At 43.9% G+C, this 25,941-nt stretch carries 23 protein-coding genes; 4 read left to right on the forward strand and 19 right to left on the reverse strand.

The genetic code is table 11. The features are described 5' to 3' along the window. Positions 1-4: 4 nt before the first annotated feature. Together HMPREF1254_RS08490 and HMPREF1254_RS08495 are read right to left on the reverse strand one after the other, a co-directional pair. Positions 5-1,207 (reverse strand): M64 family metallopeptidase, encoded by a 1,203-nt coding sequence (locus tag HMPREF1254_RS08490; protein ID WP_036879612.1) that lies wholly within the window; start codon positions 1,205-1,207, stop codon positions 5-7. A 57-nt stretch (positions 1,208-1,264) separates the two neighbouring features. Next, entirely contained in the window at positions 1,265-1,648 is a 384-nt protein-coding gene (locus tag HMPREF1254_RS08495; RefSeq protein WP_023058312.1) for a 2-amino-4-hydroxy-6-hydroxymethyldihydropteridine diphosphokinase, read from the reverse strand. A 92-nt stretch (positions 1,649-1,740) separates the two neighbouring features. On the opposite strand from HMPREF1254_RS08495, the gene HMPREF1254_RS08500 reads away from it, so the two are divergent. Then, complete coding sequence (locus HMPREF1254_RS08500; RefSeq protein ID WP_036879621.1) at positions 1,741-2,658, forward strand: glucosaminidase domain-containing protein; 918 nt, start codon at positions 1,741-1,743, stop codon at positions 2,656-2,658. A gap of 114 nt (positions 2,659-2,772) precedes the next feature. On the opposite strand, the gene HMPREF1254_RS08505 is transcribed toward HMPREF1254_RS08500, so the two are convergent. The 3 genes from HMPREF1254_RS08505 to HMPREF1254_RS08515 form a co-directional block, all read right to left on the reverse strand. Next, positions 2,773-3,921: a zinc ribbon domain-containing protein gene (locus tag HMPREF1254_RS08505; RefSeq protein WP_036879609.1), complete on the reverse strand. Its 1,149-nt coding sequence runs from the start codon at positions 3,919-3,921 to the stop codon at positions 2,773-2,775. 25 nt (positions 3,922-3,946) lie between these two features. Then, entirely contained in the window at positions 3,947-4,675 is a 729-nt protein-coding gene (locus HMPREF1254_RS08510; RefSeq protein ID WP_036879607.1) for a glycoside hydrolase family 25 protein, read from the reverse strand. A 191-nt stretch (positions 4,676-4,866) separates the two neighbouring features. Continuing rightward, positions 4,867-5,316: a hypothetical protein gene (locus tag HMPREF1254_RS08515; RefSeq protein ID WP_023058253.1), complete on the reverse strand. Its 450-nt coding sequence runs from the start codon at positions 5,314-5,316 to the stop codon at positions 4,867-4,869. 843 nt (positions 5,317-6,159) lie between these two features. Here HMPREF1254_RS08515 and aspS point away from each other — a divergent pair. Then, positions 6,160-7,920, forward strand: coding sequence for an aspartate--tRNA ligase (aspS, locus tag HMPREF1254_RS08520; protein WP_036879604.1), 1,761 nt, complete (start codon positions 6,160-6,162; stop codon positions 7,918-7,920). 148 nt (positions 7,921-8,068) lie between these two features. Beyond that, on the forward strand, positions 8,069-8,365 hold the full coding sequence (locus tag HMPREF1254_RS08525) for a winged helix-turn-helix domain-containing protein (RefSeq protein WP_023058307.1): 297 nt from the start codon (positions 8,069-8,071) through the stop codon (positions 8,363-8,365). Between the two features lie 172 nt (positions 8,366-8,537). On the opposite strand, the gene HMPREF1254_RS08530 is transcribed toward HMPREF1254_RS08525, so the two are convergent. From HMPREF1254_RS08530 to HMPREF1254_RS08590, 13 genes are all read right to left on the reverse strand, one after another. Then, entirely contained in the window at positions 8,538-10,295 is a 1,758-nt protein-coding gene (locus tag HMPREF1254_RS08530; RefSeq protein WP_155945451.1) for a DEAD/DEAH box helicase, read from the reverse strand. Next, positions 10,295-12,787 (reverse strand): transglycosylase domain-containing protein, encoded by a 2,493-nt coding sequence (locus HMPREF1254_RS08535; RefSeq protein WP_023058243.1) that lies wholly within the window; start codon positions 12,785-12,787, stop codon positions 10,295-10,297. Before HMPREF1254_RS08535 ends, HMPREF1254_RS08530 begins: the two co-directional genes overlap by 1 nt. Before the next feature lie 43 nt (positions 12,788-12,830). Then, positions 12,831-13,727 carry a tRNA (adenosine(37)-N6)-dimethylallyltransferase MiaA gene (miaA, locus tag HMPREF1254_RS08540; RefSeq protein WP_023058300.1) on the reverse strand — a complete coding sequence of 299 codons (897 nt, stop codon included), beginning with the start codon at positions 13,725-13,727 and terminating at the stop codon, positions 12,831-12,833. After that, entirely contained in the window at positions 13,728-14,498 is a 771-nt protein-coding gene (lpxA, locus tag HMPREF1254_RS08545; protein ID WP_023058294.1) for an acyl-ACP--UDP-N-acetylglucosamine O-acyltransferase, read from the reverse strand. A 50-nt stretch (positions 14,499-14,548) separates the two neighbouring features. Next, positions 14,549-15,940: a bifunctional UDP-3-O-[3-hydroxymyristoyl] N-acetylglucosamine deacetylase/3-hydroxyacyl-ACP dehydratase gene (locus HMPREF1254_RS08550; RefSeq protein WP_023058283.1), complete on the reverse strand. Its 1,392-nt coding sequence runs from the start codon at positions 15,938-15,940 to the stop codon at positions 14,549-14,551. Positions 15,941-15,970: 30 nt separating this feature from the next. Beyond that, positions 15,971-17,008, reverse strand: coding sequence for a UDP-3-O-(3-hydroxymyristoyl)glucosamine N-acyltransferase (gene lpxD / locus HMPREF1254_RS08555; protein ID WP_023058287.1), 1,038 nt, complete (start codon positions 17,006-17,008; stop codon positions 15,971-15,973). Between the two features lie 222 nt (positions 17,009-17,230). Further along, the gene (gene pyrF / locus HMPREF1254_RS08560; RefSeq protein WP_023058269.1) at positions 17,231-18,052 is read right to left on the reverse strand and encodes an orotidine-5'-phosphate decarboxylase; all 822 of its coding nucleotides are present in this window, start codon (positions 18,050-18,052) and stop codon (positions 17,231-17,233) included. A gap of 342 nt (positions 18,053-18,394) precedes the next feature. Continuing rightward, positions 18,395-19,507 (reverse strand): peptide chain release factor 1, encoded by a 1,113-nt coding sequence (gene prfA / locus HMPREF1254_RS08565; RefSeq protein WP_023058263.1) that lies wholly within the window; start codon positions 19,505-19,507, stop codon positions 18,395-18,397. Positions 19,508-19,516: 9 nt separating this feature from the next. Then, the gene (locus HMPREF1254_RS08570; protein ID WP_023058268.1) at positions 19,517-20,677 is read right to left on the reverse strand and encodes an AIR synthase-related protein; all 1,161 of its coding nucleotides are present in this window, start codon (positions 20,675-20,677) and stop codon (positions 19,517-19,519) included. A 132-nt stretch (positions 20,678-20,809) separates the two neighbouring features. After that, complete coding sequence (locus HMPREF1254_RS08575) at positions 20,810-21,553, reverse strand: shikimate dehydrogenase family protein (protein ID WP_023058291.1); 744 nt, start codon at positions 21,551-21,553, stop codon at positions 20,810-20,812. A gap of 47 nt (positions 21,554-21,600) precedes the next feature. Further along, the gene (ubiE, locus tag HMPREF1254_RS08580; protein ID WP_023058275.1) at positions 21,601-22,338 is read right to left on the reverse strand and encodes a bifunctional demethylmenaquinone methyltransferase/2-methoxy-6-polyprenyl-1,4-benzoquinol methylase UbiE; all 738 of its coding nucleotides are present in this window, start codon (positions 22,336-22,338) and stop codon (positions 21,601-21,603) included. Between the two features lie 23 nt (positions 22,339-22,361). Then, positions 22,362-23,312, reverse strand: a complete 951-nt coding sequence (locus tag HMPREF1254_RS08585) for a phosphoribosylaminoimidazolesuccinocarboxamide synthase (RefSeq protein ID WP_023058260.1) — start codon at positions 23,310-23,312, stop codon at positions 22,362-22,364. A 10-nt stretch (positions 23,313-23,322) separates the two neighbouring features. Further along, positions 23,323-24,294 (reverse strand): PhoH family protein, encoded by a 972-nt coding sequence (locus HMPREF1254_RS08590; RefSeq protein WP_004348893.1) that lies wholly within the window; start codon positions 24,292-24,294, stop codon positions 23,323-23,325. A gap of 156 nt (positions 24,295-24,450) precedes the next feature. Here HMPREF1254_RS08590 and HMPREF1254_RS08595 point away from each other — a divergent pair, with 156 nt between their 5' ends. Next, positions 24,451-25,278, forward strand: coding sequence for a DUF5715 family protein (locus tag HMPREF1254_RS08595; RefSeq protein WP_023058274.1), 828 nt, complete (start codon positions 24,451-24,453; stop codon positions 25,276-25,278). A gap of 1 nt (position 25,279) precedes the next feature. Here HMPREF1254_RS08595 and HMPREF1254_RS08600 read toward each other — a convergent pair whose 3' ends face one another. After that, a complete protein-coding gene (locus tag HMPREF1254_RS08600) occupies positions 25,280-25,846 on the reverse strand; it encodes a hypothetical protein (protein ID WP_023058281.1) in 567 nt (188 codons plus the stop codon). Positions 25,847-25,941 lie beyond the last annotated feature (95 nt).

Consider the following 25,941-nt stretch of genomic DNA (forward strand, 5'->3'; position numbering starts at 1 on the left):
TTCCTCATTTTGTGTAGAAATCAATAACGCGTTGGATGGATCGTTGGCACACAGGACAAAACTCTGGTGTATCGTTTGTGCGCATTCTACAGTCGTGTGACGCGCGGTAAATGCCTTTCAGCGAGTAGCCTGCGCCTTCTATCAGTCCCACAGAAGGTACATTTCCCATCATGTCTTGCCATTTGTCAGAAAACTTAACCTTGGTTGTTATGTTTTGTTCCCATGGTTCGATGTCAGGCGGATACATGGGGATTTCCTCGAAATCGTAGGCATATTCGTCGGCAAGTCCAGCAAAGCTGTGGCCAAACTCATGAACGACCACAGGTTTGAACGATGGATGATGGGTCATTGACAGGTTGTATGAATTGAGAATACCGCCGCCTCCGTACTGATGAGTGTTCACCAAGATGATGATATGTTCGTATGGAAGTCCTGCCAGCCAGTCGTGAACGGTCTTCAACCGCAATGTAGTAAGATAACGGTTGCTATAAAACGTGTCAAAATGCGAGTGCAGAGCAGTATTCTTCCACAAACCTTTAGAAGGCTCGCTTGTGCCGCTGTCAGCCGAAGGAGCTTTGACTGCTATGATGTTGAACCTGTTTCTCATAGTCTTAAAAGGCTCATGCGCAAACAACGCCTCGGTGGCTTCGGTGGCATCTTTCAGGAAGATGTCCATCTCGTCAGTGCGATATCCCTCTGCCAGAAAGGCGATGTGGATGCAGCGGGAGGTGTCTTTGGCTGTCTGTAATGTTTCAAATGGAGTACGGTTTCGTTCTCCGATGTGCTTGATCAAGATGTCATTTGGTGCGACTGTGTGTGTTAGTTGGGTCATCGTCTCACGCCTGTTGTCATTCAAGGTCACCGTAATGTCAACGGTGTCCTTGGGCATTGGAACGAGAAATACGTTCTCGAAGGCTCTGCTTGTGTGCTTGGCTTCATCGTAAGTGAGCCATTCTTGAAACAACGTAGAAAACGAATTGCGGTAGAGAGTGCGCTTCGTGCGGTGGTCGCGGACGGTTATTTGGCCGTTTCCTTCCATGGGTAATTCGGCCAACCGCTGTCTTTTTCCATACCATCGGGGCATGACATTCAATTGATCAACGGCGATGTGTTGCTGGTTCGCATTGCCCGAAAAAATATAATCAATGCGCAACGTGCTGTCCGAAAATACTTTGTTGAAGTCCTGCGCGTTCACGTTTGCTGACATGAATAGGCACAGAATACATGGGAGCGTATAGGTTAGGTAAGTCTTTATGTTCATCATTCAATGCTTAATAAATTCAATTTCTTTCATTAACTCTTGTATATAGTCGCGTTGCCAGTCGTTTATGTGCAGCTTATTGTCACCATACAGCAAGATGTCGATGTCCATTTGGATGCGATTGAGCGATCTTTCAGCCCTCGTATCACCACATATTTGTTCCATACTTTTCACCTTTTCGGTGAGATCTTCAAGGGATTCTTCCACCTTTGTGTATGCCAAACAGTTGTAAAATAGGTCTGATGCCATGCCAATGGCCTGAGTCCTCTTCGTTGTAGTGAACTTCATGTCAGGCCAAGTGTCAACCAACAGTCGCCTAACTTGTTTCATGTTGCGCTCTTGCTTGATGTTCGTTCCCAATGCTAAGATGACTCGTTTGCTGTCCATTTGTACAAAATTACTAATAATTATTAAACGTCTACCTCTCTATTCTGCTTTTTTTATGATTTTATGTAACTTTGTCAATAATTTCAATGTTCATGCATAAGATTGCGATTATATTTCTTTTTTCTATTTCGTCTATGGCATCATGGGCCCAGATGAGATGGAACCAGACCTATCAACTCTACATCAATCAATACAAAGATTTGGCTATTCGTGAGATGCTTCAATACCGAATTCCTGCGAGTATTACCCTGGCTCAAGCTGTTTTTGAAAGTGGAGCGGGACGAAGTAGGTTGGCTATGTTGGGCAATAACCATTTCGGAATCAAGTGTCACGATTGGACTGGTCGTACTATTGCTGAGGATGATGACGCTTTGGGTGAATGTTTTCGCGCATACGACCATCCCCTTCAAAGTTTTGAAGACCATAGTAAATTCCTTGTGAACAGCAGTCGTTACCGCAGGTTGTTTAGCCTTTCCATGGAAGATTACCGTGGTTGGGCGCATGGTTTGAAAGCTTGTGGCTATGCAACCAATCCTCGATACGCCCACAAACTCATCGAATTGATAGAGCTTTACAAACTTTATGTCTACGACAGTGCCACGTCATACGATCACGCCATGGTTAAATATTCCGGCAATCAAACTGTAGTTAACCAGGAAAAGCCTTTGCATCCCATTGCAATCTTCAACAAGAATTATTATATCCGGGCTCGTCGCGGTGACACTTTCAAGCTGATAGGCGAGGAGATAGGCGTGTCATACAAAAAAATTGCCAAGTACAACGAGCGTGATAAAGATGATACTTTGACCGAAGGCGAAATCATTTTCCTGAAGAAAAAGCGGAAAAGAGCACCAAAGGCTTTCAAGAATCGTCCACATGTTGTCAAGGATGGGGAGAGTCTGTATATCATTGCGCAGATTTATGGCATGCGACTGTCCAGTCTGTATAAGTTGAATGATTTTACTCCCGACCATACCATCCACGTCGGTGACGTAGTGAGAGTATATTAGGACAAGCCAGTTCGCACGGCTCTCAATAGAAAAACAAAAACCATTGAGCAAGTAGGTTGAACTTAGCTCAATGGTTTTATTTTTCTGGTTGCCTCGCTACAGTGGTTCAGGGAACTACTGAATGATGCGAGTCATGTTGAACTCTGCGATTTTTCCGTCAGGATTTACCTTGGCTTTAATGCGATAATGCATGGTTTGCTGCGTGTCATTCACTTTGTTGACTGCCTGGTCTGCCGAGAAATTCACGGTGTATTCGTATTGTTCGTCACCAATTTCTTTTTTATCAATCTTGTAATCATTGAGCAGATGCCATGACATGCTGGTTACCTCCTGGTTGTATAGTTTATGTAAGAAGGTAATGACATCATTTTTGTTAGCATCCACTTTGCCAAGGAAAGAACTGATGATAGGACTGACTGTGCTGGTCAAACCATTCTCGTCCTTTGCATCAATACTCTGGAAGAACTGTTTAAACAGCGAGCTTAACATAGCTCTTTCCTCTGGTTGAACCGTCTGTGCGTTAATTTTTTTGATGCCATCATTGGCGTCGTCTACATACGCACCGTTGGGATGGTCTTCCAAGTAAAACTGGTATGCGTCCACGCTGTTGGCCGATCTGGCAGCCACCCAGTCCAACGAGTCAATCTTGCGCATGGCTTCCGCACGGTGTTCAGAGTCGGGATGTTTGTCGAGATAATCCTCCAGAGCCGTCTTCGAATTGCTCACCCAGGCATCAGTCCATTCGCTATCCATTTGCTGGATGGCTGTCAAGCGAACGTGTATAGAGTCTCTGTGTGCCATGGGAGCGTCTTTAAAGCGATCAAGATAGTCTTGAAGCACGATGGGATCTTCGCTCTTGGCGGCAAACTCGTATGCCTCCAGCTCTTCTTTCATTTGTGCATTGTGATAGAAATAATAGCCTAATCCGCATGCAATGATGGCTATGATGAAAGCTACTATTATGGTGGTGTGTTTCTTCTTGGGACGTTGCATATCTCCGTTGGATGCGGGAGGCGTTGTGTCCACCGTGGCCGTGGGCTCTGCTTTCGGCTCTGTAGCCTGTTCATGAACCGGAGATGTATCATCTCGATAGTTCATATTGGCATGGTGGCAGTTTGGACATTCATGCAAATCATTAAAATAAACTTCGCCACATTGCGTGCAACGGGTCACTCTATCAGCAATTTCTACCCCGCAAGAGGGACAAACAGGTGCTCGGTCACTGATTTGGTGGCCGCACTCCGGACATCTTATTATCGCCATATCGTCAAAGTGTATTGTATGTTTGTTAATGTTTTGATGTAGACTTTCTTGTGTTCATGGCATTTCGTCGGAATCTGATTTCCCTGAGTCCGTGCCTTCCCATCATTCTGCTTTTATCAACGAAGGTGTTGATTCCGTTGATTCTACCTTTACCCGTGTATTGCCACATGGTAATGTCGCGCCCGTCTGCCAATACCGGTTCTCGGTCGGTATACTGCGCTATCATGATTTGATAACTGTCCAGTTGTCCCTGCAGGTTGTGGTCATAGAAGTTGGCACCCGTGTAGATGAGCGGTTTTTGTTGATAGGCATCTTCTACCATGCCCAGGAATTTGTGCAAAGAGTCACAGAAGGCTTCTGTCGACAAGCCGCTGCGAGTTTCTACGTCAATCATGGGAATGAGGTCTTGGTCGCCGGGTCGGCACTGTGTCATGAAGTTCTGCAATTGGAGCGTCAAGTTGGTTTTAGGTCTGAAGAAGTGGTAGGAACCTACTTTCAGGCCATAGCGATGCGCTAACTCGATGTTGGTTTGATAGGTAGGGTCAATCCTGTCACCGCCTTCAGTGGCCTTGAGGTAGACGTATGTGTTTTTGGTGTTTTCACCTACTGTTTCCCAGAACACTTCACCTTGGTAGTGGCTCAGGTCGATGCCATGTACATGCGAGCAAGTATCCTCGCATTGTACATCGAAAAATTGGGCATGGATGGCCAACATGCAGAATAGAGTAATCACACATGAAATGATTCTTTTCATGTCTGCAAATATACATAAAAACCAGAATTTATACGCCCTGTTGTCTGAAAAAAAACTTGACGGAACGTATCTTTGTGGGAAAATTGATCCTTTCGTTTTAAATAGGTGTTAAAAAACGTGGAAGAATCGGGCAGTACATGGTAGAATCGTGATGAGGAGAATTTGATTTCTGCCCGCTCATCCTTTTCATTCTATTTGCTTTCTTCTTTAAGAAGGTCTGCCAAAAAAGAATCCAGGTCCTTATCTAAGTCGTGCATCAAGTCGCCTCCTATAATCACGGTGTCATCGTCTGCAACATATAGTTCGGCTATATTCTCCAGGTCATCATTTTCTAAAACAAAGCTAAATGGCTTGAGAATATTCATCTGATCAACCGTTTCATGGAGATCTTTCAAGGTTTTGCGAAGAATGGCAGCGGCATGTTCGTAGAACTTCTCTTCCGTATTGCCTATCCATTCTTCAACGACGCAACGGGTAATCTCGTTTTCATCGTCATCGAAGGCTCGTAATTCACCACTGTCTTGATAGATTCGGATGTGAATATCCGTAACCAGTGATGGGTTTTCATCTGACGTGAACTTTTGTGCTATCTTGCGAATGGCATTCTCAGTCTGTTTGTACACTTGTTCGGTTGCGTTCATTAGTAGGTCCTTTCAATTATACCTTGCAAATATAATTCTTTTTGCGAACACGGCAAGCAAATTTAGAAATAATTTATCTTAATGTCCACGGCTCTCTCATTTATGATAGATTGTTGGTTTTGAAAGACAGAACATCACATATTTGCATAAACAACGATTTTAACGAATGAAACAACTTTTGATGACTATGTGTGGGATGATGGCTGAGTATTCGCCATCGTTATTCTAATGTGTTAATAAACCTTTTATTTGTTAAGTCAATTCATTTTATTTGACAAAACAAAATCGCAAAATAGAGAAAATAGGAGAATGCTTTAGATATTCAAAGCCTTGAAATCATCATCTTTTGCTCCATCCACACAGATTAAACTGGCAATCTGCATGCTTTTGTCGTCCAATATGTATGCTCTTGATTCTCAATCTGCATGCTTTTACACCCCAATTTACATCATATTATCGTCATTTTTGTACAAAAAGAATGTGTTTTCTCTCAAAACACTTCGCTTTTTCATGGTGTTTTAGGTTTGTAAATCGTATAACTACCTAACAATCAGTAAAATAACAAAATACTTCTATATTTCGCATATTTTCAGTACATGAGCTGGTTGGTGGATAAAACGCCAAGCATTTGTGTTAAAAAGTTGTTGTGGCGGAAGTCATTTCACCGAAGAACGTTACGTTTGGTATGAAACAAATGTAGAGCAACATGCTTAAATGAATGAGCCGAGTTGAGATGACATGCTGATTAATTTGTCATCACTTCACCTACTTTTTGTATGCAGGCTTTGCTTGTTTCGGCTTTTTTGTATAATTTTGCGTTTGATAAGATATAAAATTCAAACTATGTATAGAACGAATACATGTGGGGAGTTGAGACTTTCCGATGAAGGCAAGGAGGTAACCCTGTCTGGATGGGTGCAGCGTACGCGTAAGATGGGTGGAATGACATTTGTTGACGTGCGCGACCGATATGGTATTACCCAACTTGTTTTTAATGAGGCAACCGACGCTTCTTTGTGTGAGCAGGCCAATAAACTGGGGCGTGAATTCTGTGTTCAAGCAACGGGTAAGGTGAGTGAGCGACAGAGTAAAAACGACAAGATGCCGACCGGAGATATCGAAATTTTGGTCAGTCAGCTAAACGTACTGAGTGAAAGTTTGACGCCTCCATTCAAAATAGAAGACGAGACCGATGGGGGTGACGATTTACGAATGAAATATAGATACCTCGATTTGCGCCGACCTGCGGTAAGAAAGAATTTGGAATTGCGCCATCGGATGACGATTCTGATTCGCAATTTCCTCGACAACGAGCAATTCATTGAGGTAGAAACACCTATATTGATTGGTTCTACTCCGGAAGGTGCGCGCGACTTTGTGGTGCCTTCGCGTATGAATCCCGGACAGTTTTATGCATTGCCACAGAGCCCACAAACGCTCAAGCAGTTGTTGATGGTGAGTGGGTTTGACCGCTATTTTCAAATCGCTAAATGTTTCCGTGACGAAGACTTGCGTGCCGATCGTCAACCCGAGTTCACGCAAATTGACTGCGAGATGAGTTTCGTAGATCAGGATGATGTAATCGACTTGTTTGAAAATCTGTGCCGTCATCTTTTCAAAGAGATTCGTGGAGTGGAGTTGCCAGAGAAGTTGCAGCAAATGACTTGGCATGAAGCGATGAGACGTTTCGGTAGTGATAAGCCTGATTTGCGTTTCGGCATGGAGTTTGTTGAACTTTTGGATGCATTCAAAGGCAAGGCTGATTTTAGTGTGTTTAATGAAGCAAGCTACATTGGTGGCATTTGTGTGCCTGGATGTGCCAGCTATAGCCGTAAGCAATTGGACGAACTGAGCGACTTTGTTAAACGTCCGCAGATAGGTGCTAAGGGATTGGTATACATTAAGTATAATGCCGATGGAACGATTAAGAGTTCTGTTGATAAGTTCTACTCGAATCAACAGTTGTTGGAGGTAAAAGAACAAATGGGAGCCAAGGATGGCGATTTGGTTTTAATTTTAAGTGGAAACAATGCCAACAAGACGCGCGTGCAGTTGTGTACCCTTCGTTTGGAGATGGGCGAGCGACTGGGACTTCGTGACAAGAACAAGTTTGAGTGTTTGTGGATTGTTGATTTCCCCCTGTTCGAGTGGAGTGATGAGGAGCAGCGCCTCATGGCAACGCACCATCCGTTCACCATGCCAAATCCAGACGATATCCCCTTGCTTGATGAGTATCCTGAACGAGTTCGTGCCAAGGCATACGATTTTGTGTGCAACGGTATAGAAGTAGGAGGGGGGAGCCTGCGTATTCATGATGGCCAGTTGCAGCAAAAGATGTTTGAGATATTGGGCTTCACACCTGAAAAGGCAATGGCACAGTTTGGTTTCTTAATCAATGCGTTTAAATATGGAGCGCCCCCTCATGCTGGTTTAGCGTTCGGGCTTGATCGGTTTGTGAGTATCATGGCTGGCTTGGATAGCATTCGCGACTGCATTGCCTTCCCTAAGAACAACAACGGACGCGATGTGATGCTTGATGCTCCATCTGCAATTGACCAGAAGCAACTGGATGAACTAGCTATCAAGCTTGACATACATCAATAAAACGTCTTATGTGAATCAACCCACCCATAAATATGTTACTTTTTGGTGTTTAATAATTGTGTTTTTTAAATAAAATGGCTACCTTTGCTACGTTAATGAGATATTTTACCTCATTTGAGGTGCAAAGTATATTAAAATTTTATTGATTATGACAGAAAAGAAAGTAACGGCAGCAGTAGCTTCAAAGAAGGTTGCGGCTCCCAAGAAGACCACTACTACAAAGAGAGCTTCAGCAAAGAAAACAGCTCTTGTGGTAAATGCTGAAAGCGTTGGCTTCCGTGCTGGTGATGTTTATCAAGCATTGGCCGCAGCAGACAAAGCGTTGAGCGTTGCTGAAATAGCTAAGGCTGCAAAAATTGGAACAGAAGAAGTCTATCTGGGAATTGGATGGCTGTTCAAAGAAGGTAAAATTAAGGATTCAGAGAATCTGTTTACTTTGGCTTAATTGCAGCTCCTTGGTATCGGCTTTTGCCGATTATGAGGCTGCAATATCATACTTTCTTGTTAGACAAACAGGAAAAGTTAAATGGGCTCGAAAATAATTTGGGCTCATTTATTTTTTTTATCTTTCTATCGTTTTTTCTCTATTGGTTCATGATGAGATCCAATCCCTGTGTTTATTGATTTGCTTTTTTCTCTATTTTTTTAATTCTTCTGATGGCTTCTGGATGCTCTGGACATAGCTCTAATGCCTTTTGATAGTTGCGCAAAGCTGCTTCTTTCATTCCTTCTCTTTCACATTCTTTGCCCATCATGACATATTCAACGGCGAGCCGTTTCAGCAAATCTTCTTTTTCTTTTTGCTTGTCTCGTAAGCGTTGGTTTTCCTCCTTTAGCGTGTTGATGACGTTGAGCTTTCGCCTGATTAGGCGTTTTGCCGAAGGCTTTTCTATTTCATACCTGCTGTGAATGGCCTGAAAGAAATTGTCCAAGGCCGATTGCATGTCCCCCTGATCGAATGCAGACACGGCATCATGATATTGTTTTTCAGCCTTACTTTGTTGCAAGGCTTTATCGAGAGATTGCTGGTCATTGTATGTTTTTGCAAAACTTGTGATTGCCGGACTGATGAAAATGTTTTCTTTCTTGATGGGTGCTTCAAGGTTAATGCCTTCCAACGAACGGCAACGTGACAAGGCGACGTATGTTTGGCCACCTGCAAACACGCCTCCTGATAAGTCGATGTTGACTTGATTGAAGGTAAGTCCTTGACTTTTATGAATGGTGATGGCCCATGCCAACCGAATGGGGAACTGGCGGAAATTGCCAATTTCTTCCTCTTCAATCTTTTGCTCTTTCTCGTTATAGGTGTATCGAACGTTTGACCATATTTCTTGTTCTACATCCACATCTTCACCTTGTTCTGTCCTCACGTAAATTAAGCCGTCGTTCTCATCTCCAATGCCAATGATGGTTCCCAACGTACCATTTACCCATCGTTTCTCCCTATCATTCTTGACAAACAAAACTTGCGCACCTGTTTTGATTTCGAGTTTCATGGGTGTGGGCAGATTGTTTTCGGGGAACTCGCCTTCGATGATGCCATAGAAGACAGAGGGTTCGCCTGGTAATTGTTGAAGGTGTTGCTGGTTGATGTAGTCCACCGTGTCTCTGTGGGTAGATAGGGTAATTGCCAATGCATCACCAGCTTCATTGGTGTTGTTTCCTACTCTTTGGTTGAGAACGGACAAGTCGGCTTGCGTAGCATTGGACGTTCTGATATGGTCTAATATACTGATGAAGAGTGGGTCGCTTTGTCGGTAAACTTTCTGAAGTTCGATGCAAACAAGCTGCATCTCTCTGAAGACATGAGCATCAAAAAAGAATTTTGAAGGATAGAAAGGTTGCAGCAACGAACGTTCGTCCTCCTTCAATACCGGCTCTAATTGATACATGTCGCCAACGAGTAATAATTGTTTTCCTCCGAAAGGGACGCGCATGTTCTGGGCATAAACGCGCAATATCTTGTCGATGAAGTCGATGATGTCGGCTCTCACCATCGAGATTTCGTCGATGATGATGAGCTCTACTTCCTTGATAAGTTTGATTTTCTCGTTGTTATACTTGAGCGTCTTTCGAAGGTTACGCACGCTATACCTGTTGTCATTTGGTAATAGAGGATGGAATGGGAGCTTGAAAAAACTGTGCAAGGTGCTTCCTCCCACATTGATGGCAGCAATGCCTGTAGGGGCAAGAATGACATGTTTTTTCTTGGTTGTCTGTGAGATGTATCGAAGAAATGTTGACTTACCCGTTCCAGCTTTCCCCGTTAAAAATAATGAGCGATGAGTAAACTGAATAATCTGCAGTGCGTTTTGCAACTCCAGATTATTCAGATCAATGTGTTCGATGTCAGTTTCCTTTACCATACCCATTATAGATTATCCAAATGGATTACCTCTTCTGTAGGCGTATGGTTTTCATGAGATTTTACCGAGTTGTCTTTTTGTTTCTCTTTCTCGTCTTTGATGGGTTTGGAAACAGGGTTGCCAAATTCGTCAAGAATGATTTCTTCAGAGATGGAGTTCAGGCTATCTGTTGCAGTTGTGTCAACTCGCGCTTGTTGATAATAACTCGGACAGTTGTACATATCGCTGGTGATATCTTTGTCTTTAGGCTTACCAAACTTGCCATGATATTGTTTGAAGTTTGGATCATCCAGTACAGCTTGCAAGAAGTAGCCACATATAGGTAGGGCAGTCCTTGATCCTTGCCCCAAAGCACCAGTGCGGAAATGGATGCTGCGGTATTCTCCACCTACCCATGCGCCTACCACCAGTTTTGGACTTATGCACATAAACCATGCATCTGAGTGGTTGTTGGAAGTTCCTGTCTTTCCTCCCCATTCCGTATCACTGTGTTTTCCCACGTATCCCCATAGGCTTTGTGAAGTTCCGCCTGGCTCTTTTAGACCACCCAGCAATAGCTGTTGGACGAGGAACGCACTCTTGTATGGAATTACTTGTTCGGTCTTGTTGGGCGCGATGTAGACTTGCCTCCCATCACGGTCTACGATGCGGGTAACCAAGACGGGCTCGTGATGTTTGCCATCGTTGGCGACAGTGCAATAGGCATTTGCCATTTCCAAGAGGTTGACGTCGCATGATCCTAACGCTAGGGATGGTTCGTCTTGCAGTGGACTCTTGATTCCCATCTTCTCAGCCGTATCAATGATTCGTTTGATGCCCATCTCTTGTCCGAGTCTCACGGCGATAGAGTTGATGCTTCTCGCAAAGGCACTCTTCAAGGGGATGGAGTCTCCGGAAAAACGTCCATTGGCATTTCCTGGTGTCCACAAAACTTCTTCTTTCTTTTTCCTATCATATACTTTCATGGAGATGTATTCATCCCGGCGTTTGTCACAAGGTGTCAGGCCTTGGTTCATCGCCTCAGTATAAACAAAGAGCTTGAAGGTTGACCCCGGTTGGCGCATGGCTGTTACTTTATCATATTTCCATGAGTTGAAGTTGATGTCGCCTACCCAAGCCTTCACGGCTCCTGTTTGTGGCTCCATCGCAACCATGGAGCAGTGCATGAAGCGCACCATGTATCGTATGGAGTCCATGGTAGACATTTCTTTCTCTATAGTTCCTTCGTCATAATCGAACAATTTTACTTTGTGGGGCTTGTTCAAATAATAGGTGATGGAGTCTGGATTATTCTGATATTTGGCGGCAAGGTATTTATATACAGGCTGTCTTTGTGCAATTTGTTCGATGAATCCTGGGATAACCTTTCCGTTTTCATCAATCCATGGGTCATTTTTACCCCAGTGATTGTTGAAGTTGCGTTGAATTTGCTTCATTTGTTTACGTGCAGCCTCTTCAGCGTACTTCTGCATGCGGGTATCAATCGTGGTGTATATTTTCAGACCACTGCTGTACAGGTCATACCCATTCTCCTCGCACCAATCCTTCAAATAGTTGGCAACAGCTTCCCTAAAGTATAAAGCCTGACCGTCATAATTAGATTCTACGCTATAGCTAAGCTTGATGGGAATGACACTCAGACTGTCATATTGCTTTTTAGACAGGTCGCCCTTGGTCACCATGTTCTGCAAAACGACATTTCTACGTCTGAAACTATTCTTGGGATTGGCAATCGGGTTATAATGAGTTGTAGCTTTGAGCATGCCTACCAGCACAGCTCCTTGCTCAGTTGTGAGATTGGCAGGTGATGTGTTGAAATAGGTTTTACTGGCCGTTTTGACTCCATACGAGTTAGATCCGAAGTCGACCGTGTTGGCGTACATGGTAAGAATTTCATTTTTATCATACAGCATTTCAAGCTTCAAGGCAATGATCCATTCCTTGCTTTTCATGATAAGTATCTTGATACCTGGTATCTTACCAAGCAATCCAGTGGAATATTGCGTGCGTACACGGAACATATTCTTAGCCAACTGTTGCGTGATAGTTGATGCTCCACGGGCTTCATTGCCAACAATGGCATCTTTGGCCGCCCCAAAGAGTCCTTGAAAGTCAATGCCTATGTGTCTATAGAATCGCTCGTCTTCGGTGTCAATCAGTGCTTTCCAGAATTGTGGATTCACTTCTTCATACTTAACGGGTGTTCTGTTTTCATTAAAATATTTTCCTATGAGCTTCCCATCAGCACTGTAAATCTCCGAAGCCGAAGAGGTGTTAGGATTCTTAATTTGAGCGAAGCCTGGTGATTTGCCAAACAACCAAAGGAAATTAAGATCAACAGCTCCAAGATAGATAATGAGTGCAATCAACCCTGAGAGTAAAGCTATGCCGGTCTTGGCGTACCAAGGTTTTCCTTGGAACAGTTTTTTATACCATGGCCAAAAGCCACGTAGTTTGATCCACAACCAGCTGAAAAATCTTTTTATCTTGTGAAGCATAATAGAGATAATTAATTTGCAAAGATAGTTAATTACTTGATGTCTATCGTTGATCGTCTATATAATTTATGATTTCTTCAATGTTCGTAGGCGAGAACCATTTGATTTCATTGTCACGTTTGAACCAAGTGACTTGTTTTCTCATGTATTGTCTTGTGTTGGACTGTATCTTTAGGATAGCATCATCCAGCGAGATGTCACCGTCGAAATAGGCAAAAAGCTCTTTATAACCAACCGTGTTCAAGGAATTTAGACCTTTCTGTGGATATACCGCTTTGGCCTCTTCAATCATTCCTTGCTCCATCATTTTCAAGACACGATTGTTGATTCGCTCATACATTTTTTCTCTGGGGCGGTTGAGTCCAATCTTTACGATGTTGAAAGATCGTATCTTCTTTGTGTTTTTACGATAGGAAGTATAGGTATTCCCAGTCATGTGGCATATTTCAAGCGCATGAATCACGCGTCTGGGATTGTGTAAATCCACAATTTTGTAATGTTCTGGATCCAGAACTTTTAACTCTTCAACAAGAGCGTCCAATCCTTCTGTTTCCAATCTTCTTTTCATCAGTTTCCTTGTCGCCTCGTCAACCGTTGGTATGTCATCGATACCTTGGCATACAGCATCAATATACATCATGCTGCCGCCCGACAGTAAAGCCACTTGTTGATGCTTGAAATGCTGGTTTAAGAGTTGCAAAACATCTTCTTCATATTTGGCTGCACTATAATAATCTGTTAGATGCAACGTGCCAACGAAATAATGTTTTACTCGTTCTTGCTGCTCTTTGGTTGGGGCGGCTGTGCCAATAGGAATCTCGGCATATATCTGTCGAGAGTCGGCATTGATGATAGGCGATTGCAAATGTTCTGCTATTTGCAACGCTACCTCTGTTTTTCCCACTCCAGTAGGGCCTAAAAGCACAACAAGTGTGTTCATTTATCTGATGATACCTCGTTGAGAACTTTCTACAAAGTCGATGATGTATTGAATTTCTGGGGTAACTGTCAGATTCTTTCTGATTTCTTCTATTCCTTCTTTCAAAACACCTTTGCTATAAAGCAATCGGTAAGCTTGGTGTATCAGTTGGATTAATTCGTTGCTAAAACCTCTTCGTCTCAGGCCGATAATGTTGATGCCAGCATACTTAATGGGCTCTTTGCCCGCCATAACGTAGGGCGGAATGTCCTGTGAAGACCTACTGCCACCTTGAATCATCACATATCCACCGATGTGACAGAATTGATGACATAAAACCGTAGCACTGATGATGGCGTAGTCGTCCACCGTCACTTCACCGGCAAACTTGGTGGAATTGCCGATGATCACATTGCTGCCAATGATGCAATCGTGTGCAACGTGCATGTTTTCCATCAACAAGTTGTTGTTTCCTACCTTGGTCGTTCCTTTTGATGCCGTGCCCCTTGAAATGGTAACATTCTCACGAATGCTGTTTTTGTCGCCAATTTCGCAGATTGTCTCTTCGCCGGCGAATTTTAAATCCTGCGGCTTCGTGCTGATGCTGGCACCGGGAAAAAACTCGTTGTCATCACCTATGCGTGCTCCATAATTGATGGTGACGCTATTTTGTAGGATGTTATGGTTGCCCAGTACTGTATTTTTATCAAGATAGCAAAAAGGGCCAATGACATTATTGTCACCGAGTTGCGCTTCTGGATGTACAAAAGCTAATGGGCTTATTTGATTCATAGGGTAATGATAACTTTATGATGATGAAAAACATCGAATGATACTTCTGTTTATTTGTTTTTGATGATCTGTGCAGTAAACATTGCCTCAGATACCACTTGGTCGCCAACAAAGGAATAACTTTTCATGGTACTGATGCCATGTCGTACAGGTTGAATCATTTCCACGCGGAAGATAAGCGTGTCGCCCGGAACCACTTTCTGTCTGAATTTAACGTTGTCGATTTTCAGAAAGTACGTAGACCATCTTTCAGGTTCTTCTACTTGGTTTAATACCAACAATCCTCCACACTGTGCCATGGCTTCTACCTGCAATACTCCGGGCATGACTGGCTCTTGTGGAAAATGCCCTGTAAAGAAAGGTTCGTTGCTTGTAATGTTCTTTACTCCGACAATCGTGTTGGAGCCGATGGCTATAATCTTGTCTACCAGCTGCATGGGATAACGATGGGGGAGCAGTTCCCTGATTCTGATGTTATCCATGATGGGTGGTTCATTGGGGTCATAAATCGGTGCCTGTATTTCATGTTTGCGAATCTCTCTGCGCATCAGGCGAGCAAACTTGTTGTTGATGGTATGTCCTGGCCGTGTTGCAACAATTCGTCCTTTGATGGGTTTGCCTATCAAGGCCATGTCACCGATAATGTCCAGCAATTTGTGACGTGTGCACTCGTTTTCCCACATCAAGGGCTTATGCTGAATGTACCCAATCTTCGTTGCATCCATGCGTGGCACTTTCAGGATGTCTGCCAGTTGGTCCAGTTGGTCTTGTGACACTTCTCTTTCGTAGATTACGATGGCATTGTCCATGTCACCACCTTTGATGAGGTTTGCTTCGAGCAGAGGAAGGATGTCCCTGACGAAGACAAAAGTACGGGCTGGTGCGATTTCTTTCGCAAAATCATCGATGTTGTCCAGTGTCGCAAATTGGCTGTTGATGAATTTTGACTCGAATGAGCACATGGCCGTGATGCTGAACTGATCATCGGGAAGTATCGTGATACACGAACCTGTCTCGTCATCTTTGACTTCTATTTTCTTACGAATGATGTAAAAATCTTTTGGTGCATTTTGCTCTACGATACCAATTTCCTGGATTCTATTCACGTAGATGCCGGCAGAACCATCCAAAATAGGAAACTCTGGTCCATTTACTTGAATCATACAGTTGTCTATCCCCATTGCATACAGGGCAGAAAGTCCGTGCTCAACAGTAGACACGCGCACGTCGCCACGTGCCAGAACCGTGCCACGCTGCGTATCAACCACGTTTTCGGCAATGGCCTCAATGATGGGCTGACCTTCCAAGTCAATCCGTTGAATTTTATATCCAGTATTTTCAGGAGCAGGATTAAAGGTAACTGTCAAGTTCAAACCCGTGTGCAATCCTTTGCCACACAGGGAAAAACTACCTTTTAGTGTTCTCTGTTTGATTGTATCCATTCTATGATTTATTTATCGAGTGCAATAGTCTTATTTGATGTTCTTTTTCAATCGCTCCACCTCTTCTTTCAGGTTGTTGATTTCTTTATATAGTTCAGGAAGTTTCCGGAAGATGGCATGGGAGCGAAAATAGGGCCTCTCCTTCATGGGTGGCGTGCCAATGAGTTGCTGGTTGTCCTTGATACTACCCGGTACACCCGACTGTGCGCCAAGAAATACCTTGTCGCCAATGGTGATATGTCCGGCAATTCCTACTTGTCCACCAAACATGCACCATTGTCCAACCTTTGTCGATCCGGCCACTCCTACCTGTGCGCTCATTACGGTATGCTCACCAATGTCGGTATTGTGGGCAATTTGAACCAAATTATCAAGTTTCACACCTTTCCTTACATAGGTGCTGCCCATGGTCGAACGATCAACGCAAGTGTTGGCACCCACCTCTACATCATCTTCAATGGTCACAATACCAATTTGCGGTATCTTGTCGTAGCCTTCTTCAGATGGAGCGAATCCGAAACCATCGGCTCCAATGACGCAGCCCGCATGCAGGATGACACGGTTTCCTATCTTGCAATTGTGATAGACTGTTGCGTGTGGATAAATGATACATTCTGAACCTACTGAGGCGTTCTCCAAAACCACTGCATGTGGGAATATCTGCGTGTTGTTGCCTATCACGACATTCTCTCCGATGTAAGCAAATGGGCCAACGTATACATTCTCGCCTATCTTGGCCGTTTCGGAGATGGTGGCCATGGGGTGGATGCCAGTCTTTCGGGGCTTAGTCGACTCATATAATTGAAGTAGTTTGGCGACACTATCGTATGCGTTCTTCACGCGTATCAAGGTCGTCTGGACGGGGTTGTCCAATTCCAAATCCTCATCAATAAGAACAATCGATGATTGTGTATCGTATATATAATGTGTGTATTTTGGATTAGAAAGGAATGAAATCGCTCCACTGGTACCTTCTTCAATTTTTGCGAAAGTGTGAACAGTTGCTTCTTCATTGCCTTCAATCTTGCCTCCTATATATTGTGCTATTTGCTTGGCAGTAAATTCCATACTTTAGGTATCTCAATTGATTATTTTGCAAATATACCTATTTTTACTCAGACTTTTGACTGACAAATGTAATATTTGCGTTTTTTCACTGAAACATTTATTTCTTTCACGGTTCGTCTATCACAGTTGAAACCCCAATGGGGCAGGTGTAACCTCACTGTTTATCGATATCGGTGTTCAACGAGAGTCGGGTTAAAAAGGAGTTATTTATGATATGAAAGTTTATAACCTTTCTAATTCTTTTTCCATTTCTTGCTGAAGTTTCATGGCACTCTTTGCAGCGGCCGTGGCAAAGTCTTCTCCTTGGCCGGCATAGATAATGCCGCGTGAACTATTGACGAGCAACCCACAATCCTTCGTCATTCCATATTGGCAGACATCTTGCAGGCTTCCTCCCTGCGCACCCACGCCAGGCACCAGCAAAAAGTGATGAGGAGCCACCTTTCTGATTGCCTCAAACATGTTGCCTTGCGTTGCACCAACCACATACATCATGTTTTGATCGGTCCCCCACGATTGAGAAGTCTTGATGACTTTCTCAAAAAGTTTCTCACCGTTCTTGTCTTCCGTCAACTGAAAATCATGCGATCCTTTGTTGCTTGTCAGTGCCAATACAACGACCCACTTGTCTTCATATTCGAGAAAAGGTGTCACGCTGTCTTCTCCCATGTACGGAGCCACGGTCAATGCATCAACATCGTATTCTTCAAAGAAGGTCTTGGCATACATGGCTGATGTGTTCCCGATGTCACCTCGTTTGGCATCAGCAATGATGAAATGGTCGGGATAATGCGCTTTCAGGTAGCTGACGGTTTTCTCGAACGAGGTCAAGCCTTCAACACCTCTACACTCATAGAACGCTAAATTTGGCTTGTAGGCCACACAATAGGGTGCCGTAGCATCGATAATGGCCTTGTTGAATGCATAAATCGGGTCTTCTTCATGCAGCAAGTGTGGCGGTATCTTCTTGATGTCGGGGTCAAGTCCTACACATAGAAAAGACTTTTTGTCGAAAATCTGTTTTATAAGTTGTTGTCTGTTCATATACAATCTGTGAATATATAGGTGGTAAGTTTATTTTAACGTTTTTCCTTTTAGCGTTGCTGATTACAGCCATGCTTCACCCGGCGCATGGGGGATGAATTTCAATCACCATGCTTTTGCCATCCAATCTCCATGACTTTGATGTCCAATCTCCATGCTTTTGGTAACCAAACTCCATGCATTTGGAAACCATCCTTAGAACGTTTATTAATATTCTGTATGTCAATTAGTTACGAAAGCACATCATCTTGCGCATGGGAACGACCTTTTTGGGTGATTAGCTGTTTAAAAGTTGTTGTTGTATCTGTGAACTATCCTTGAACAAAAATGATGACTTTTTGTTTAAAGTTCCGACTCTTTGAGCTTTTCAGCATTCTCTGCTACGGTCAATGCGTCTATCATGTCTTGTATGTCACCATTCATGAAGCCTTGCAAATCGTGTGTGGTGTAGCCAATTCTGTGATCTGTCACGCGACCCTGAGGATAGTTGTAGGTCCTGATTTTGGCACTACGGTCGCCTGTAGAGACCAATGTCTTGCGTTTGCTGGCAATGTCATCGATATACTTCTGATGCTCTCTGTCGTAGATGAAGGTACGCAAGCGTGACAGCGCGCGTTCCTTGTTCTTAGGCTGATCTCGCGTCTCGGTACACTCTATGAGTATTTCCTCCACTTCGCCAGTGTTGGGATTCTTCCAGGGATAACGCAGACGAACGCCCGATTCTACCTTGTTGACGTTCTGACCACCGGCACCCGAGCTTCTGAACGTGTCCCATTTGATATCGCCTTCGTTGATGTTCACCTCAAATTGGTCGGCCTCTGGCAGCACGGCTACGGTAGCAGCCGAAGTGTGCATGCGCCCCTGTGTCTCTGTGGCAGGTACACGTTGAACGCGATGAACCCCGCTCTCGTATTTCAAAACTCCGTAAACACGGTCACCGGTTACGGCAAAGTCTATTTCTTTGAAACCGCCAACTGTCCCTTCATTTACAGCGGTGACACTCAGCGACCAGCCTTTTGAGTCGCAAAACTTCTTGTACATATTGAAGATATCACCCGCAAACAGTGCGGCTTCGTCGCCACCTGTCCCTGCACGAATCTCCATCTGCACGTTCTTTTCGTCTTCGGGGTCTTTGGGTACCAACGCCAATTTTATTTCTTCTTCCAACTGGGGTTGCAACGCTTCGTTTTCCTGCAATTCTTCACGAGCCATCTCTTTCATGTCGGCATCCGTTTCATTGGCAAGAATGTCCTTGGACTCTTTGATGACGTTGAGACAAGCAATGTAGCGCTTGCGCACATCCATGATGTCACCCAAGTCTTTATATTCTTTCGTCAGCTTGACGTACCGAGGCTGATCAGCAATGACGCTGGGGTCGGTAATCAGTGTTGCCACTTCCTCAAACCTTGCTTCTAATCCATCAAGTTTGTGGAGGATATTGTTATTCTCTGTCATATATGATTTTTAATATTCGAACTTTCCAAATTCTGATTGAATGGTCAATGCGCGTGTTCCCTCTTCAATATGGCCAATGATTTGTGCGTCAACATTGAAGTTTTTGCTGATACCGATAATTTCTTCTGCATGCTCGGGAGCCACATAGATTTCCATGCGATGCCCCATGTTGAACACTTTGTACATTTCTTTCCAGTCGGTGCCACTGCACTTTTGTATCACTTTGAACAAAGGAGGAACGGGGAACAAGTTGTCTTTTACCACTTTGCAATTGTCGCCAACAAAGTGAAGCACCTTGGTTTGTGCGCCTCCCGTGCAATGAACCATGCCATGAATGTGACTTCGGTGTGCATCCAACACCTTTTTAATAATAGGTGCATAGGTGCGAGTAGGAGAGAGAACCAAATGACCGGCATCAATTTCCACGCCTTCTATGTTGTCGGTAAGTTGATATTTACCGCTATACACCAACTCGTTGGGTACGGCATTATCGTAACTTTCTGGGAATTTTTCTGCCAAATATTTGGTAAAAACATCGTGGCGGGCACTGGTCAGACCGTTGCTTCCCATGCCACCATTGTATGTTTTCTCGTATGTAGCCTGTCCTGTACTACTCAATCCGACGATGACATCGCCCGGGCGGATGTTCGCATTGTTGATGACATCGCTGCGTTTCATGCGGCAGGTCACGGTTGAGTCGACGATGATGGTGCGCACCAGGTCACCTACATCAGCCGTTTCGCCTCCAGTGGGGTAGATGCCAATACCCATGTCGCGCATCTCTTGCAGCAATTCATCAGTGCCATTGATGATGGCGGAGATGACTTCACCGGGTATCAAGAGTTTATTACGCCCAATGGTACTCGATACTAAGATGTTATCTACCGCACCCACACACAGCAAGTCGTCGGTATTCATCACAATGGCATCCTGTGCAATGCCCTTCCATACACTGTGATCGCCCGTCTCTTTCCAGTACATATAGGCCAAAGACGATTTGGTTCCGGCACCGTCGGCGTGCATGATGTTGCAATAATCAGGGTCGCCTCCCAGTATGTCGGGAATGATTTTGCAGAAGGCTTGGGGGTAAATGCCCTTGTCGATGTTCTTGATGGCGTTGTGAACATCTTCCTTTGCGGCAGAAACACCGCGCATCATATATCTATCCATGTGTATCAATGTTTTTTAAGTTTGGTGAGTAAACCGTTGATGTGATGACGAACAGTTGCATGAACCACTTTGTTCTTCCTTTGGCTAATTATCTAAGCCAATCATTGCTTGAGAGAGTTTAGAAAAGAGCATCTAAGCTTCGTGCCAAAACTCCCATGAGACAAAAGCCTGCAACAGCAGCATTTCCAATCCATTTTTGACCGTTGCTCCCTGCTTGGCTCCCTGTTTCATGAAAAGCGTTTCATCTGGATTGTATATCAAGTCGTACAGCAAATGATGGCTGCCCATCGCTTCGTATGGCAACTGCGGACATACGTCAGCATGTGGATACATCCCAACGGGGGTACAATTGACGATGACATTGTATTCTTGGATGATTTCGGGAGTGATGTCATCATATCGCAATACATTTGGAAGGTTCTGCCGAGAAACATATTTTGTTTCAATTCCCAATGACCTTAGCCCCACGTCTATAGCCTTGGCGGCACCTCCGGTACCTAAGATTAGTGCTTTTTTGTGAAACGTCTCGAGCAGCGGTTCGATGCTTCGTGTAAACCCAATGACATCACTGTTGAAGCCCTTCAATATGGTTTTCTTACCCTTGTGCGTGACCTTGATAACGTTAACGGCACCAATAGATTTGGCTTCCGGACTGAGTTCGTCGAGATAGGGGATGACCTTTTCTTTGTAAGGCCTCGTGACATTTAATCCTTTAAGATCGGGGTTGGATGCCAACACTTCTTGAAGATTCTCTATATTGGGAATCTCAAAATTCACATAGCTGGCATTGATTCCTTCGTTTTGGAATTTCTCATTAAAATAACCTATCGAGAATGAATGCCCAAGAGGGTAGCCTATCAGTCCGTATTTGTCCATATTCATGTTGTTATTGCACGCAAATCCATTGGCGTAGTTCTTCTAAATCATTCTTTTTCTGCAAAATACATAGTGCAGACACCTAATGTCAATCTCTTGAACGTTGCGTTGGAAAAGCCCGCTTTCTGTAAAATCTCAACCATCTGTTCACCTTGTGGAAAGGCTTCGATGGTTGACGTAAGGTATTTGTAGGCGCTTTTATCCTTAGAAAGGAGTTTGCCATAAAAGGGTAGAAGCGTGTGCGAATATACCTTGAACAATTGTTTCATCGGGAACGACACAGGTTGTGTCAGCTCAACAATGCTCAGGTGTCCACCTGTTTTTAGTACCCTATAGATTTCTTTCATTCCGCTGTCCAAATCTTGAAAATTACGAATGCCAAAAGCAGCTGTTACGGCATCAAACGAATGGTCTGCAAAAGATAGGGCCAGACAGTCTTCTTTTTGAAAGGAAACGATATGGTCCAAATGCGCTGCAGCAACTTTTCGTTTGCCTATTTCCATCATGCCAACCGAGATATCAGCACCAATCAGTTGTTTGGGTTGCAGCATCTTGGCCGACAGAATGGCGAAATCACCGGTACCGGTGGCTATGTCCAGTATGTTTTGGGGGGCGAAAGGTTCCAGCTGCTTGATGGCTTTTTTGCGCCATCCCTTGTCTATGTTCCATGACAAGCGATGGTTCAACTCATCGTACGTGGGCGCAATGTGATCAAACATTCGCTCTACTTGCTGTTTCTTCTCGCCCTCCTGACTATACGGTTTTATCTTTTCTTGTCCGTACACGCTGTTGTATGAATTGACTTTTTTTATTTAAGCGATGCGAGATATTCACTGACATTCTTTTCAATGCGGGCAGCCAAATCATTATGGTCGGCCGCTTTCTTGAACTTTTCGCCAGTGATGTGTTCGTACAATTCAATGTATCGCTCGCTTACACTTTCAGCATATTCGTCCGTAATCTCTGGCATGGTCTGCCCAGGCTCATTCATGAAGTTGTGCTCGATGAGCCATTGACGTACGAACTCTTTTGACAGTTGTCTCTGCGGCTCACCTTTCGCCAGTTTCTCCTCATAGCCGTCGGCGTAGAAGTAACGACTGGAGTCTGGGGTATGAATTTCGTCAATGAGATAAATCTTGCCGTCTTTTTTACCAAACTCATACTTGGTGTCCACAAGAATCAGCCCTTGTTTGGCTGCAATTTCCTGTCCGCGAGCGAACAATTTGCGCGTGTAATCCTCGATGATGGCGTAATCTTCTGCCGGAACAATCCCCTGACTGATGATTTCTTCTTTTGAGATGTTGAGGTCATGTCCTTCGTCAGCCTTGGTTGTTGGTGTGACGATTGGCTCTGGGAAACGTTCGTTTTCCTTCATGCCATCGGGCAATTTAACGCCGCAAAGCTCTCTGGCTCCGGCCTTATATTCGCGCCAAGCGCTGCCTGTCAGAATGCTTCGGATGATCATTTCAACACGAAAGCCTTCACATTTTACACCTACCGTCACCATTGGGTCTGGTGTGGCAATCTTCCAGTTGGGGCAGATGTCTTTGGTAGAGTCAAGAAATTTGGCAGCTATCTGATTGAGAACCTGTCCTTTGAAAGGAATTCCCTTGGGTAGAATCACGTCGAATGCAGAGATTCTGTCAGTTGCAACCATCACGATTAAGTCATCATTGATGTTGTAAACATCACGTACTTTGCCATGGTAAACACTCTTTTGTCCATCGAAATGGAAATCAGTTTTTGTTAATGCTTTCATTGTTGTATGTTTAATCTTTAAACTCGAGTTTCTTTTCTTGGTTCCTGACATTGTCGTAAGCTTCATAGGCGTTCACGATTCTCGTGACCAATTTGTGGCGAACGATGTCCTTCTTTCCCAATTCAACCACAGAGATGCCTTCAACATCGCCTAATATTCTCAGTGCTTCTTTTAAACCACTCTTTTGTTCGTGCGGTAAATCTATCTGGGTCATATCGCCTGTGATAATCATTTTGGTGTTCCATCCCATGCGGGTAAGGAACATTCTGATTTGGGCTGGGGTGGTGTTTTGCGCTTCATCAAGGATGACGACAGCGTCACTTAAGGTTCTGCCGCGCATGAAAGCCAGGGGAGCAATCTGAATGATGTGTTTCTCCATCATGTCTTGCAGTTTCACGGCTGGAATCATGTCTTCAAGAGAATCGTATAAAGGTTGTAGGTATGGATCTATCTTGTCCTTCATATCTCCAGGCAAAAATCCAAGTTTCTCTCCGGCTTCCACGGCTGGGCGGGAGAGGATAATCTTCTTGGCAGCCTTTTCTTTCAGGGCTTTTACGGCTAAAGCAATGCTGAGATAGGTTTTTCCAGTGCCTGCCGGACCAACGGCAAACACCATGTCCGAAGTATTATATGCTTCGATGAGTTTTTGCTGATTCTCGCTTCGGCTCTTGATAGGGCGTCCTGATATACTATACACCACAACATCCTTGATGGCGTCGGCCTTTGTCTTGTGGTCATGAACGATGTCCAATATGTCTTCTTCCGTAATGGAGTTGTACTTTAAGACGTGCTTCTGCATCAGTTCGATATCCTCTTCAATCTTGGCCATCTCTTCCTCGTCGCCCAAGATGCGGATGACGTTTCCACGGGCAACTATTCGCAATTTGGGAAACAGCGACTTGAGCATCTGCAAATGATCATTGTTGACCCCATAGAATGTAACAGGGTCTATGTCTTCCAGAACGATATGCTTCTCAATCAATGTGATGTATAAGTTTAAATAATTGTTGCAAATGTACGAAAAAGATTAGACATTGAAGATGTGGTATTGGAGTTTTTTCATAAAAGTGAAAAAAAAGATTGGTACAGGGATTAACTGTTTTCTTTTTATTAACTTTGTCGCTCAGAAGCTGTATTGATGAAGATTTCAAAGAAGAGATACTTACAAGGTTTTGCCCTCTGCGTTGTGTTTTTGGGCATGGTGCGTTGCGTCTTTCCTGATGTTGCGGGCAATAGGACTGCAAAAGATATCTCTTCTCCGAATAATCATTTAGATTCGCTGACGCTGACAGACAAGACAAATAAGAATCATGCTGTTAAATCCGTTGCTGCGAACAACCCTGAAGCTCGTCCGAGTATGCGCTCAAAATTTTTCAATGCAGATGGGTCACTCGTTAAAAACCGAATTTATAGCGTTCAGAATTTTTCCAAATCGTTTCCTGATCAGAATGACGTTCAGCTCGTCGCCGCCAACAAGTTGGGGGTAAAGCCGGTGCTTGATCGTGCCGAAGCTGAAAGTAGGAAGGCGGAGTTGGTATACATTGGTGCGAATCCTTATTTCTATGTTGATCGCTTAAAAAGCAGTATTCCTTATTTGGTGCCACAGGCTGCCGTCTTACTTCAAGATATTGGGCGCAACTTCTTCGACAGTTTGCAAGTGAAAGGAATTCCCCTTCACAAAATTATTGTCACCAGTGTGATGCGTAGCCGAGAGGATATTGAGAGATTGAGAGGCCATAATGGTAATGCCAAGCCAAACAGTTGCCATCTTTATGGAACAACTTTCGACATTGGTTATAATCGTTATATTACCGTACAAGACCCAGATGGACCTGCCCGCCGACAGGTTCGTAACGATAGTTTGAAGTGGGTATTAAGTGAAGTGCTGAACGATTTGCGCAATCTTAACCGCTGCTATGTAAAATACGAAATACACCAAGGATGCTTTCACGTTACGACACGATAGGTCAGAAGCGGTACTCGTATTCAGGTAAGGTAACGGTAGCTTGGCCCATCAAGTCGAAATGATGATCCCTGACCATCCATCTTTGTTGTGATTTTGGTGCTCTTGGATTTAAGCACCTGGAGGTTTTGCGAAGAAGAAAACCTTCTTTTGTTCTATCAATGGTAAACCCAGAGGCTATTCGTGTGGACTTTCTGTTATATGAGTTGATTCGCCATAGTTCGAATCTATCTTCCAGTACCCATCCGGATTTATTCCCCTTGTCCAGGCAGATGAACATGTATTCACCGTCAGGACTGAGGTAGGAAGATAAAATTTTATCATATTTGTGTGGCGTAAAGTTGAGTTCTTCATTGATGTTGAGCACCACATCCAGACAAAAAAGCTTGTTTTTGCGAACGTAATACAGACTATGACGCTTGTTATCCGTATACTTCGCCACCACAGAGGCATCTTTCGATACATGTCTGGCTGCCTCGTTAACACGGTTAGCGATGGGCGTTTGAGCAGACAAAATCGTTGAGACGAATATGGATAAGAGTAATATTTTGAGGCTTCTTAATAGTATCATAATCAATTGCAAAGGTAAATTAAGAATCTTATACTCCCAAATAATTGATTTATTTTTACGTTGCTGTATATTACAGCCTCCTGGTAGTAAGTCTT

Source organism: Prevotella sp. BV3P1 (assembly GCF_000479005.1).
Classification (GTDB): domain Bacteria; phylum Bacteroidota; class Bacteroidia; order Bacteroidales; family Bacteroidaceae; genus Prevotella.

Bases quoted from the DNA above. Each gene is read 5' to 3' on its own strand.
- pyrF (WP_023058269.1), bottom strand. From the start codon at position 18,052: ATGAACAGACAACAACTTATAAAACAGATTTTCGACAAAAAGTCTTTT.
- HMPREF1254_RS08570 (WP_023058268.1), bottom strand. From the start codon at position 20,677: ATGGATAGATATATGATGCGCGGTGTTTCTGCCGCAAAGGAAGATGTT.
- HMPREF1254_RS08595 (WP_023058274.1), top strand. From the start codon at position 24,451: ATGAAGATTTCAAAGAAGAGATACTTACAAGGTTTTGCCCTCTGCGTT.
- HMPREF1254_RS08490 (WP_036879612.1), bottom strand. From the start codon at position 1,207: ATGTCAGCAAACGTGAACGCGCAGGACTTCAACAAAGTATTTTCGGAC.
- HMPREF1254_RS08550 (WP_023058283.1), bottom strand. From the start codon at position 15,940: ATGGATACAATCAAACAGAGAACACTAAAAGGTAGTTTTTCCCTGTGT.
- lpxD (WP_023058287.1), bottom strand. From the start codon at position 17,008: ATGGAATTTACTGCCAAGCAAATAGCACAATATATAGGAGGCAAGATT.
- miaA (WP_023058300.1), bottom strand. From the start codon at position 13,727: ATGAACACACTTGTTGTGCTTTTAGGCCCTACTGGAGTGGGAAAAACA.
- lpxA (WP_023058294.1), bottom strand. From the start codon at position 14,498: ATGAATCAAATAAGCCCATTAGCTTTTGTACATCCAGAAGCGCAACTC.
- HMPREF1254_RS08535 (WP_023058243.1), bottom strand. From the start codon at position 12,787: ATGCTTCACAAGATAAAAAGATTTTTCAGCTGGTTGTGGATCAAACTA.
- prfA (WP_023058263.1), bottom strand. From the start codon at position 19,507: ATGACAGAGAATAACAATATCCTCCACAAACTTGATGGATTAGAAGCA.
- HMPREF1254_RS08525 (WP_023058307.1), top strand. From the start codon at position 8,069: ATGACAGAAAAGAAAGTAACGGCAGCAGTAGCTTCAAAGAAGGTTGCG.
- HMPREF1254_RS08510 (WP_036879607.1), bottom strand. From the start codon at position 4,675: ATGAAAAGAATCATTTCATGTGTGATTACTCTATTCTGCATGTTGGCC.
- HMPREF1254_RS08505 (WP_036879609.1), bottom strand. From the start codon at position 3,921: ATGGCGATAATAAGATGTCCGGAGTGCGGCCACCAAATCAGTGACCGA.
- HMPREF1254_RS08600 (WP_023058281.1), bottom strand. From the start codon at position 25,846: ATGATACTATTAAGAAGCCTCAAAATATTACTCTTATCCATATTCGTC.
- HMPREF1254_RS08495 (WP_023058312.1), bottom strand. From the start codon at position 1,648: ATGGACAGCAAACGAGTCATCTTAGCATTGGGAACGAACATCAAGCAA.
- HMPREF1254_RS08585 (WP_023058260.1), bottom strand. From the start codon at position 23,312: ATGAAAGCATTAACAAAAACTGATTTCCATTTCGATGGACAAAAGAGT.
- HMPREF1254_RS08515 (WP_023058253.1), bottom strand. From the start codon at position 5,316: ATGAACGCAACCGAACAAGTGTACAAACAGACTGAGAATGCCATTCGC.
- aspS (WP_036879604.1), top strand. From the start codon at position 6,160: ATGTATAGAACGAATACATGTGGGGAGTTGAGACTTTCCGATGAAGGC.
- HMPREF1254_RS08530 (WP_155945451.1), bottom strand. From the start codon at position 10,295: ATGGGTATGGTAAAGGAAACTGACATCGAACACATTGATCTGAATAAT.
- HMPREF1254_RS08500 (WP_036879621.1), top strand. From the start codon at position 1,741: ATGCATAAGATTGCGATTATATTTCTTTTTTCTATTTCGTCTATGGCA.
- HMPREF1254_RS08575 (WP_023058291.1), bottom strand. From the start codon at position 21,553: ATGGACAAATACGGACTGATAGGCTACCCTCTTGGGCATTCATTCTCG.